4 protein-coding genes are annotated in these 12,528 nt (G+C 65.9%); 3 read left to right on the forward strand and 1 reads right to left on the reverse strand.

What is annotated here, in order from left to right:
* Positions 1 to 202 precede the first annotated feature (202 nt).
* The 3 genes from TPA0908_RS19290 to TPA0908_RS19300 all read left to right on the forward strand — a co-directional run bounded on the left by TPA0908_RS19290 (position 203) and on the right by TPA0908_RS19300 (position 11,965).
* Entirely contained in the window at positions 203 to 1,516 is a 1,314-nt protein-coding gene (locus TPA0908_RS19290) for a M48 family metallopeptidase (protein ID WP_281939865.1), read from the forward strand.
* Between the two features lie 838 nt (positions 1,517 to 2,354).
* A complete protein-coding gene (locus TPA0908_RS19295; RefSeq protein WP_281939866.1) occupies positions 2,355 to 11,444 on the forward strand; it encodes an RHS repeat-associated core domain-containing protein in 9,090 nt (3,029 codons plus the stop codon).
* Positions 11,441 to 11,965 carry a hypothetical protein gene (locus TPA0908_RS19300; RefSeq protein WP_281939868.1) on the forward strand — a complete coding sequence of 175 codons (525 nt, stop codon included), beginning with the start codon at positions 11,441 to 11,443 and terminating at the stop codon, positions 11,963 to 11,965. The genes TPA0908_RS19295 and TPA0908_RS19300 overlap by 4 nt, the downstream gene beginning before the upstream one ends.
* 24 nt (positions 11,966 to 11,989) lie before the next feature.
* On the opposite strand, the gene TPA0908_RS19305 is transcribed toward TPA0908_RS19300, so the two are convergent.
* Complete coding sequence (locus tag TPA0908_RS19305) at positions 11,990 to 12,478, reverse strand: transposase (RefSeq protein WP_281939870.1); 489 nt, start codon at positions 12,476 to 12,478, stop codon at positions 11,990 to 11,992.
* Positions 12,479 to 12,528: the final 50 nt, after the last annotated feature.

Below are 12,528 nucleotides of genomic sequence, written 5' to 3' on the forward strand. Positions count from 1 at the left end.
CGGCAGCAACGCTGGATGATCTCCATCCCGACACCCGACCCGAATGACCGACGAGCGCGGCTCACAGAATGTGTGCCAGAGCCCCGTTTGAGGCGGCGTTGACATTCGTCGATGACGGCGCTGATCCTACGGTTGGCGCGCGCTCGACGGTGCGCCAGCCGGGGGCACGCACGCCTGTCACTGAGACCTACACTCCACCTTCGTGCCGATCAAGACGACGACGCCGAGTAAGTGTCCGGTCTGTGCCGACGACCTGGTCCTGCCGGAGGCGGGGGCTCTTCCCTGGTGTCCTGCGTGCCGGTGGAACCTGGATGTGTACGACCCAGCGTTGGCCCCGTGGCGCGGCACCCGGATGATCGGCCGGTGGGGGTTCCGGCGAGGACTGGAGGTCGACCGGGCGACGCATGAGCAGCTGTTGGCCGACCCGGAGGCGCCGCCGGCCGGGACGTCGTCGGGCGAGACCTGGCTGTTCGTGGTCTCCGTGGTGCTGGCCATGCTGGGGGTGGCGGCGGTGGGCTACCTGGTCTGGCTTTTGGTGGCCAGCGACCTGCCGCCGGGGATCCGGCTGGCGCTGGCGATCCCCGCTGTGCTCGTCCTGCTGTTGGTCAAGCCGTCGTTTGAGCGGGTGCCGAAGTACGGTGTGCTTACCGACCGCGAGGCACCGCAGCTGCACCGTCTGGTGCGGGAGGTCGCCGAAGCCGTCGGCACACCGGTTCCGGACGTGATCTGTGCAGATCTGAGTCTGAACGCTGGTGTCGCCCGGCTGGGTTGGCGGCAGCGGTCGGTGCTCGTCATCGGAGTTCCCCTGTGGGTGATGCTGCCGCGGCCGGCCCGGGTCTCGCTCCTGGCCCACGAACTGGGGCATCTGGCCAACGGCGATCCGCTTCGGGCGCGGAGGACCGTGCTGGCGAGGACGTTCGGCACCCGGGCGGTAGCGGCCACCGGTGGGCGGAACCCGTGGCGACGCGCCGTTCGCTCGGCCGACGCGTTGGCCGAGCAGGCGACGGGGACGATCGTGCTCCTCGGAGTGATCGTGCACGGAATCGTTGCTCTGGCCAATGTCGCCGCCGCGACCGGGCAGCTGCTCGTCGACAGTGCGGCGATGCCCGACAGCCGCCGCGCCGAGTACCGGGCGGACCTCGTCGCCCGCAGGGTCGCCGGCAGCGCGGCCTTCCTTCAGTCCTCCGAGACGGTCCTGCTCGCCGGTCGGATCTGGCAGGACTTGTGGCATATGGCGCCGCGTATCGACGGCGATCAGTTGGAGGCGATGGCTGCTGAAGCCCGGGAACGGCTGGCTGCTCGTCTGCCACTGGCTCGTCAGTTCAGCCGGCGCACCACCGACCTGTGGAGTACCCACCCGAGTGAAGACCAGCGTATGAGGCTGGTCGAGGCACTGCCTGGCTTCGACGGAGCTCTCCGCGTCGACGACAACCGTTGGGCCGGGATCGACACCGAGCTCGCGCCGTGGCGCCGTGCAGCACACAACGCCCTCTTGGGAACCCGGGACCGGTTCTGAGGAACTCGCGCAACCCGGGTGGCCCCGCAGTGCTCGGTCCTTGCCTCCTGCGGCCAGCGGGTAGCTATGGGTAGGGCGCGTCGTTCCGTCCGTTGGTAAGGGGTGTTCTGCTGACGGGGAGCGGGACGCAGTGGACTGGCGACGCCCTGTCGGCCCCCGTTTACCCCCCGAAAAACCCCCGCGCGTGGTTGACAACCAATGACAAGGCCTGGGAGGGATCGACAAGAGGTTCTCTTGGGTTCAAGACCCTCGTTCCTTTCGAGAGGGGTCGGGTGCTGAGCCGGGCGACGCGGGATCGTGCTGCCGGAGCGGAGCGCGGCGAGCGGCAGCGCTTGCTCGCGACAAAGTGCGTCGTTGGGCTGAGGGTCACTCATGCACCCACTCGTTGGTCATGCCCGCCGCCGACTGAGTCCGCCTTCCGGTTGGCATCGAGACTACCCGTCCGCGCGGCGCCCGCTGTCCGAGTCAGATTCCGTCCTGCCGCTCGCAGCATCAGATGACCATCGATGCTCTGTCACCCAGACGTTCCTGTCACGAACCGTCTGAATGATGTTGTTTGACTAGCAATGCATCACCTTTTTGGTGGTTGAACGGCTGTTTGCGAGTGACGCTGTGTAGATCGTCGTGCCCGGTTTGGTTGATCTTGACAGGGTCGTCCTTGCAGTTTGTGCTGCCCCTTGCTCTGGTCCGTTAGTGATCTTTACTGTCAGCGCACTCTGCTGACCTTGAGGAGACTGCGGTGGCCGGTGCGTTTCGTGGATCCGCCATGGGTGTTGCGGCTGTGGGCCGTTGGGCTCGACGCAGGTCCTCCCTCGCAGGCTTGTTGACGTTCAGCCTGGTGGCGTCGCTGCTGTCGGCGGTGCCCCCACAGCCGGTGATGGCATCGCCGGCGGCGCCGGCGGGTGCCAGTGCGGTGAAGCCTTCTCAACGCGTCGCGTCGGCGGCGTTGCCATCGCATGAGGCGACGACAGCGCGGACGTCGTTTGCCGGTTCGGGCGGGGTCAGTGCGGCTCGGCCGCCGGTACCCGGCTCGGTCGGCGCCGAGAAGACGTTCCCTGCGGTGAAGGTTCCCGGGCCGGGCAAGTCTGGGCAGCAGGCGTCGTCTCTTCGAGAGGTGGGAGGCGCCAGCGGTGGTGTCGTTACCGGCCGGTCGGTGGAACGTGCGGATGCCCGTACGGAGCGTACGACCGAGTTCGCCAATCCAGACGGTACGAAGACGCTGCGGGTCTACGACGGTCCGGCGTTCATCCGAGACCGGGCTGGAGCATGGAAGCCCATCGACAACCGGTTGTCTCGACGGGCCGATGGACGGTACGCGCCCGCGTCCGCTGCGGATGTGACTGTCGCATCGCGTAGCGACGATCCGCAGGTGGCGACGTTGTCGTTCGGCGATGACGCTTCGGTGTCCTTCGCGCTCGCCGATGCCACCCGGGTGTCGTCCTCCGTCGAGGAGTCGACAGCCACGTTCGTTGGTGTGCGTGCGGCGTCGGACGTGAAGCTGACGCCGATGGAGTGGGGCCTCAAGGAAGAAATCGTCCTGCACTCCGCTGACGCACCCACGACGTGGACCTTCCCCCTGACCGTCAGTGGCGTCACTCCGGCGCTCAACGACGCCACTGGTGAGGTGGAGTTCACCGACATCAGCGGCGCGGTGCGAGGTGTCATTCCTCCCGGTTTCATGGTTGATTCGAACGTTCACCCGCGTCGGGGTACGGGGGAGCGGACGGACAACGTTCGATACTCGCTGCAGCGTCAGGTCACCGGGTGGACGTTGCAGGTCGACCTGGATGCCCAGTGGTTGCGGGATCCAGCGCGGGTGTTCCCGGTCATCGTCGACCCGTCGTTCACCGACAACGCGGAGACCGACGACACGTACGTGTCGAAGCGCGACCATGCCAACCGCAACAACTCCGCCGAGGGTGACCTGTTGGTGGGTACCTACAACGGTGGCACTGAGCGGGCCGCGTCGTACCTGCACTTCAACGACCTGAAGGCGTCGAGGCCGAACCGGTACGTCCTGGGCGCGACGTTGCAGCTGTGGAACTTCTGGTCCTACTCCTGCAAGGCTCGCAGCGTCAACGTGTACGCGGTGACGAAGTCATGGTCGGGATCGACGACGAAGACGTGGGCTGGGCCGTCGTACGACTCGGCGAGTCGGGTCGGTACCGGCTCGTTCGCCTACGGCTACTACGACTGCCCGAGCGGCAACTGGGCTGGCTTCTCACTCCCGCCGGACCGGGTGATGAAGTGGCTGCACGGCACCGAGTCGTTCTACGGGCTGACGGTGCGGGCGTCGGAGACTGATAGCTACGCCTGGAAGCGGTTCGCGTCGGCGAACTTCACGAACTCCACGGCTCGCCCGTACATCGACTTGAACTATTCCGATCAGGGCGCCAAGTACTCCCTGCCTTCACCGAGCTTCAACCCGCCGGTCACTGCCGCGTCGGCCGGGAAGATCACCGCGCGGGTGACGAACTGGGGCACGACGACCTGGACGCCGACCAACGGCTACCGGCTGACGTACAAGATCCTCAACGCCGGTGGGACCGTCCTGCGCAACGGGCCGCTCTACACGATGCCGAAGAACGTCGGCTCGCACCAGTACGCCGACGTGCCCATCCAGGTCGAGGCGCTAGGGTTGGGCACCTACACCCTCCGCCTCGACATGGTGAACCCGTCCGGCGCGTCCTTCAACAGCACCTACGGCATCCCGTTCGGCCAAAGCACCTTCACCGTCAGCAACGGCGCACCGACCATCGGCGACGGCGGAGTGTTCCCGCCGCACAACGGCTTCACCGACTCCCTCACCCCGAGCCTGTGGGTGGACTACCTCGACCCCGACAACATCCCGGCCGGCGGCCGGCAGGTGAAGTTCCGCATCTGCAAGGGCACCCCCGCGGCCCCATCCGGCTGCCAGAGCACGGCGTGGCGGTCATCGACGGCGTGGGCGGTGCCCACCGGGATGCTGACATGGCAGCAGCCCGCCCACTGGTACGTCACCCTGTCCGACACGCAGGCCTCCACCCCGGAACTCGGGCCGTACGTGTTCACACCGACAGTGGCGCAGCCAGAGGTGTCTAGCCATCTCGCCTCCGCCGGCAACGACCCGGAGGTGGCCGGCCTCAACCCGTACGTCGGCAACTACTCCACCACGGTGACCGACGCCGCCGTGCCGGTCGCCGGACCCGCATTGACGATGACCAGGACTTACAACTCGCAGGATCTGCGGGCATCCGGGGCGTTCGGCACGGGTTGGAGCAGCCCGATCGACCAGCGGCTGAGCACCGACTCCGACGGCTCGAACAACGTGCTGGTGACGCTCGCCTCGGGCGGACAATTGCGCTTCGGCCGCAACCCGGACGGCACCTACGCCTCACCACAGGGATCAACCCTGACCCTGGTCGCCGCCGGCAGCCCGACCGTCTGGACCCTGCGCGACTCCACCGGGACCCGGAGGATCTTCGACGCCGGCGGCAGGCTCACATCCGTCGCGGACGCCGACGGCCGTGCCCAGACCTACACCTACAACAGCAACAACGAGCTGACCACGATCACCGACAACGGAAGCAACCGGGCGCTGCACCTGACCTGGACCGCAGGGCACGTCACCTCCGTCGCGACCGACGCCCCCGCCAACGGCCAGCCCGCGCCGACGTGGACCTACACCTACACCGGCGACAGCCTGACCCAGGCCTGCACCCCCCTGTCGGCACAAGCGTGCACCACCTACACCTACACCACGTCGTCGCACTACCGCTCCGTCGTCACCGACGACAACCCGGCCGCCTACTGGCCCCTCGGAGAGCCCGCCGACACCCCCGACGCCACCAACGTCGTTGCCACCAAAGCCGGCGACCGCGACGGCTCCTACCAGGACGTCACCCTCGGCGCGGCCGGGGCACTGGCCGGCTCTCCGGACACCGCCGCCGACTTCGGCGCCACCAGCACCACCGCCGTTGAACTACCGAAGAACCTGACGAACACCTCCATGGGTGTGGCCGTGGAACTGTGGTTCAAGGCCGGCACCGGCGAGAACGGCGTGCTGTTCGGTATGCAGAACACCGACCTCAGCCACACCCCCTCGCAGACACTGCCCATGCTCTACGTCGACACCAACGGCGTCCTGCGAGCCAAGATCTGGACCACCACCCAAAGCCAGACCCAGATGACGTCCGCGGCCCGCGTGGACGACGGGCAATGGCACCACGTCGTGCTCTCCGGCGCCGTCGACGCCCAGCAGCTCTACCTCGACGGCGTCAAGATCGGCCAACTGACCGGCCAGCTGATCGACTACCGCGACATGGCCCACGCCTCCATCGGCAACGGCCGCGGCGGCAGCGGCTGGACCGGCACCCCCACCGGGAACTTCCCCTTCACCGGCCTCATCGACGAAGCCGCCTACTACAAGCACCCCCTCGGCGCCAACCAGATCTCCGCGCACTGGGCCGCCCGCACCCCGACCCAACGGCTCACCACCGTCACCGATCCCGGCGGCCACACGGCCCTCACCGTCGCCTACGACGGGCCAAGCGGCCGCGTCAGCGCCCTGACCGACCGCAACGGCGCCACCTGGGACCTCGGCAACCCCACACCCGACAACGGCAACCGCGTAGTCGTCCTCGCACCGGACAACGCCGAACCCATCACCTACCGCCACGACATCGACCACGGCGGTCGCCTCGTCAGCCGTGAGGACACGTTCGGCGAACAGAAGTGGACCTACAACGCCCGCGGATTCGTCTCCAAATACACCGACGCCAACAACAACACCACCACCTACGACACCGACACCCGCGGCAACGTCCTCGGCCGCACCACCTGCAGAACCAGCACCGAATGCAACACCAGCTACGCCGGCTACTACCTCAACGCCACGAACCCACTCGACCCGCGAAACGACGTACGGACCTGGACGGCAGACGCCCGCTCCGCCTCCGCCACCGACACCACCTACCGGCTCACTCACACCCTCGACGCCATCGGCCACATCACCACCGTCAGCTACCCCGCACCCGCCGGCTACACCACCTCGCCCACGGAGTCCTACACCTACTCCACGGGCACCGAGGCCGCCGAACCCGCCGGCACCGGCACCATCCCGGCCGGACTGCAACTGACCGCGACCGCCCGCAACGGCAAGACCACCAACAGCTACTACAACTCCGCCGGCGACCTCGTCCGCACCGTCGACCCGGTCGGCTTAACCACCACCTACACCCGCGACGCACTCGGTCGCATCACCACCATGACCATCGGCCCCGCCACCGGGAACGCCTTCAGCACCACCAGCTACACCTACAACCCCCTGTCCCAGGTCGCCACCACCACCGGCCCACCCGTCACCAACGCGGTCACCGGCACCACGCACCAGGCCAAGACGACCTACACCTACAACGACCTCGGCCTACGCACCCAACAAGTCATCGACGACATCACCGGCGACGACCCCGACCGCACCTGGACCTGGACCTACGACCCCGCCGCCCGCCCCGACCTCACCACCACCCCCGACGCCAAAACCGTCGACCAGGACTACGACAGCAGGGGAGACCTGACCAAGGTCACCCAACCCAGCGGCCTGGCCTACGAGTACACCTACGACGAAGCGCACCGCCGCACCGAAACTGCTGCTGTCGGCGCCGGCGTCGACCCGATGGACCCCAACGCCACCCGCCTCGTCACCGACTCCCGCGCCTACGACCCCGGCGGCCGCCTCGCCTCCGTCATCGACGCCATGGGCCGCGAAACCGCCTACACCTACTACGGCGACAACCTGCCCGCCACCAGCAGCAGAGTCCGCCGCAACGCGGGCGGCGACATCACCAGCGAAACCCAGCTCAGCAAGAGCGACTACAACGCCGCCGGACAACCCAACCTGCAGATCGCCATGGGCGGCACCAGCACCACGACGATCTATGACAAGGCCGGCTACATCAAGGAAGAACACCTCGACCCCACCGGTCTGAACCGCGCGGTCACCTACAGCCGCAACCTCGACGGCACCATCGCCACACTCACCCGCACCGGCGCCGCCTCACCAGGTCGAGCCGAATCCACCAGCTACACCTACGACGACATCGGCCGGGTCCTGACCGAGACCGTCGCCAACACCGGCGGCACCCCCGCCACCCTCACCACCGCATACCAACGCGACGCCCGCGGCCTCGTCACCCAGACTACTGACCCTGCCGGCGTCACCACCACCTTTACCTACGACCCGCTCGGCAACCCTGTCACCACCACCGGTGCCACCCGCACCGTCTGGAACGACGGTGCCAGCACCAACGCCGCACCCGTCACCACCATCGGCTACAACACCTTCGGCGACACCACCCACACCCGCGACGCCAACGGCAACATCACCACCACCAGCGTCGATCCCGCCGGACGTCCTACCACGGTCAGCCTGCCCACCTACACCACACCAGGCGGCGTCGCCCTCACCGGCGCACACCACACCGCCTACAACAACCAAGGTCTGGTCGACCACACCACCGACCCCCTCGGCCGGATCACCGCCTACACCTACAACCCCTACGGGCAGCCGCTCACCCGCACCCTGCCGGACCCCGACGACGACGGACCCAAAACCACACCAGTCTGGACCTACGGCTACGACCGCGTTGGAGAGCTGCTGTCCGCGGTCGACCCCACCGGCGGATCGACCTCGGCAACCTACAACGACCTCGGCCAACAGATCACCTCCACGATCAGCGACCGCACCACCGGCAACACGCTCTACCTGACCACCAACCTCGGCTACGACCCGGCCGGAAACCTCACCACCGTTACCACCCCGCTGACCTACGTCACCACGACCGCATACAACGCCGCCAGCGAGCCACTCAAAGTCACCGACCCTACCGGCCGGTTCACCCAGTACACCTACGACATGGCCGGCCGGCCACTCACCTCGGTCAAGGGCAAAGACACCACCTACGTCGACCCGGTCACCACCCAGGCCTACGACCTCGCCGGCCGCCTCACCGCCACCACCGACTGCACTGCAACCACGACCGGCGCCTGCGCCACTACCCTGCGAACCGCCACCGCCTCCTACAACGGCGCCAGTCAGCCGCTCACCGTTACCAGCGGCGAAGGACGCATCAACCAGTACGGCTACGACACCGCCGGTCAACTCACCGCCATCACCCAACGCGTCAACCCGACCGACGCGGCCACGGCCGTCACCGTCGAACTCGGCTACGACCTCGTCGGCCAACGCACCCGCATGGTCGACGGCAACACCAACGCCACCACCTACACCTACACCCCATGGGGCCAGACCGCCTCCGTCATCGAACCCGCCACCACCGCACACCCCGACCTCGCCGACCGCACCTGGACCACCACCTACGACGCTGCCGGGCAACCCGTCACCTACCGACTCCCCGGCGACGTCAGCCGAATCCTCACCTACGACAAACTCGGCAACCTCACCCAGGAAACCGGCACCGGAGCCGAAGCCACCACCGCCACCCGCCAACTCGGCTACGACCAGAGCGGCCGCATCACCAGCGTCGGCGGACCCAACGGCACCACCAACTACACCTGGAACGACCGCAACCAACTCACCAGCGCCACCGGCCCAGCAGGTGACGCCACTTACACCTACGACGGCGAAGGCAACCTCACCAACCGCACGGACGCCGCCGGCACCGCGACCTTCACCTACAACACCGCCGGCGCCCTCGCCACCGTCGCCGACCCCCTCACCGGAGTCACCGCCACCAACGTCTACAAGAACAGCGGCCAACTCGGCCAAACCACCTACGGCACCGGTGGCCCAACCCGCGCCTACTCCTACGACAACCTCGGTCGCCTCGCCACCGACATCTACAAGAAACCCAACGGCACCACCACCGCCTCCACCACGTACACCTACGACAAAGACGACCTGGCCCTCACCAAGACCACCACCGGCGTCGCCGGCGCAGGCACCAACACCTACGGCTACGACGGCCTCGCCCGACTCAGCAGCTGGAAATCACCAACCAACCAACAGACGACCTACGGCTACGACAACGCCTCCAACCGCACCACCGTCACCAACGCCGCAGGCACCCGAACCACCACCTACGACGCCCGCAACCGCACCAGCACCGCCGACGGCGCCGGCCAACCTGCAGAATCGTGGACCTGGACCTCACGAGGCACCCTGTCCACCCACACCACCGGCACCACGGTCGACACCAACGCCTTCGACGCCTTCGAACGTCTCACCCAAGCCAGCAGCACCGGCTACACCGTCAACTACACCTACGACTCCCTCGACCGCCTCGCCCAACGCAACACCCTGCCCTTCCTCTACAACGACCTCACCAACCAACCCACCCGCACACCCGACAACCTCAGTCAGAACACCGCCGTACTCCGCGGTCCTGACGGCCAACCTCTATCCGACAAGGCCGGCGCATCCGCGGCACGCAACCTCATCACTGACGGGCTGCATGACGACCTCGCCGCAGCCACCAACCCCACCACCGGCGATCTCAACGCCTCACGCACCTACCAGCCCTACGGCCAACTCAATGCAGCCACAGGCACCCTGCCGCTCGGCTACCAAGGCGGCTGGACCGACCCCGACACCAACCAAACCAACGCACACGCCCGCTGGTACAACCCCACCTCCGGAACGTTCACCAGCCGCGATACCTGGACCCTCGACCCCAACCCCACAACCCAAGCAAACCGGTACACCTACGCCAGCTCCAACCCAATCTCCGGCAGCGACCCAAGCGGACACTTCGACGTCGGTCCTGGAATTGGTATAGCCCGAGCCCTCGCCGGCATCGGAGGCGGTGTAGTCGGTGGTGCCGCAGCGTGCGCGATCGGCTGCTCCGCACTAATCGCAGCCGCCACTGTGGCCTGGTTCGGCGTAGGCATGTACGTCGGCTGGAACACCGGATACAGCATCGGCAGCAAGATCCGAGAGTCATACGAGATCAGATCGGCCGGCAGTAGCTTTGGCAACCTAGTCAACGGAATACCAGGCATCACGCCGCCAGACACGAACTACTGCACCAGCCATCCAGGCGCATGTACATCAGCGATAAATGTTCTTCAGGTCGGCGGTGGATACGCTCCCGGCTGGGGTGGGCCTTGTGGTCGGGGATGCAACACTCCACCGCCCACCCCGCCCTGCGTTCTGAAATCTGTCGCGGCAGGCTTGAGTAACGGTCAACTTTGCCGCACACCATGGCTCCTCGACATCGCACCGCGACCGAGAGCTATCGAAACTGATCGCCCCGTCTCTGAGTCAATGCTCGGTGGGGGTGTCCAGATCGGCAACAAGCCGAACAGCTCGTCTGCTCCCAATATTCCATCGGATCAGACCAGCGAGTCCGCGCCCACCGATACCGGGCCGGCAGGAGGGGCTCCCCGAGTCGAGGGCCAGCAAAGTCCATGCTTCAGTGGGAGTTGGCAACGTGGCGACGGTAGTCGCTTCTCCGGTCCTCAATGGCTAGAATACTGCGCCAACCTTGGCGTTGGTAGCGGTGCCCGCTCAGATCTAGCTGCAGAAGAGGTTACAGTTTCCTGGCGGCCCGGAATGCCCAAGTCCGACTTCAGGCGTAAGGCGGCGCAGCTTCAGGCGCTCAGTGATGCCGGTTTGCTCTTCAAAGCGCCAAACCCGGTGAAGCGAGATAAATCGATCACGGGTAAGTATAAAGCGGACTTGATCCGTCGAGTGTATGATCAGTACGGTGCAGCCAACCCTGAATTCGCAGATTCCCTGAAGAGTAGAATCCTCACTAGGATGGATCCCGATCATGTCTGGGAGCTGCAGCTCGGCGGACCCGACGCCGCCTATAACCTCAGAATGCTCGATAGATTCACCAACCAAGAGATCGGAAGCCGCCAGATCTGGCCACAGATTCGAAGCCTCCCGGACTTTACCCCCATCAAGATTAGGATCGAGGGACCGTGACTAGTGTTGAGGCGGGTGATTTGGTCGAACGTATTCGGCCCCTGCTGACAACTGAATCAGAGTGGCGAATGATGAATTCCCTACCTCTGCCCAAGTCGGATGGTGGAGCTGTGCTTCCTGGGGTTCCCTCATCCTACTTGGAGATGCTAAAGATAGCCGACGGCTTTATATGCGGGCCTGTAGTGATGTTTGATTCAAGCACTGTCATCAGCATGCAGTTCTATGCAGAGAATCCTGAAGGCTCATCGGCTCGGTTGACTAAGGAAGAGTGGTTCTGTGCGGGAGTTGTGAGTGATGAGCCATGGTTCATCAATCGCCTTGACGAGTCTATCTGGCTCTTTCCTGACACAGGCGTTGAGTGGTGGATGAGTGAGCAATTCGAAGAGGCTGCGCCCAGCCTGAAGGAATTCCTCGTCGACGTAGTCTGTGGTCCCCGCTATGTATCTTTGACTGGAGCTCAGGAGGGGGATCAATGGTGGCGGCTGCTTGAACGAGTCGGGCGAATCCAAGAGGGCGTCTGATCTCGCTTGGTGAGTTTGGTCCGTTTAGGTGGTTTCGTTTCGCCGGGTTGGGGTGGATTCTCCGGTGAGGTAGCGGCTCATTGTGTTAGCCATGGCCAGTGGATCATCCGCCCGGGTGCGTTGCGGGAGGGTTTCGTAGTCGCGGACGAGTCGTCGGTGCTGCATGAGCCAGCCGTAGGTTCGTTCGACGACCCACCGTCGTGGCTGGACGCGGAAGCCCTTGCCTGCCGGGCGGGGCACCACCTCGACGTCGACGCCCAGCCGAACGCCGTGCGCCCGGACCGCAGTGTTGTAGCCGCCGTCAACCCACGCCTTGGAAACGGTCGGATGGTCGGCCGAAACGGTGTCGAGCAGATGTCGGCCGCCGGCGGAGTCCTGGACCGACGCGGCGGTGACGATCACCGCCAGGAGCAGACCGAGAGTGTCGGTGGCGATGTGCCGCTTGCGTCCCTTGATCTTCTTCGCCGCGTCAATGCCTTGGCTGGACTCAGCGACGTTGCTGGAGGTCTTCACGCTCGGCGAAACCGACGGGCGACTACGGGAGACTCTTCGACCGGAAAAGA

It is taken from the genome of Micromonospora sp. AKA38, from assembly GCF_027925725.1.
Classification (GTDB): domain Bacteria; phylum Actinomycetota; class Actinomycetes; order Mycobacteriales; family Micromonosporaceae; genus Micromonospora.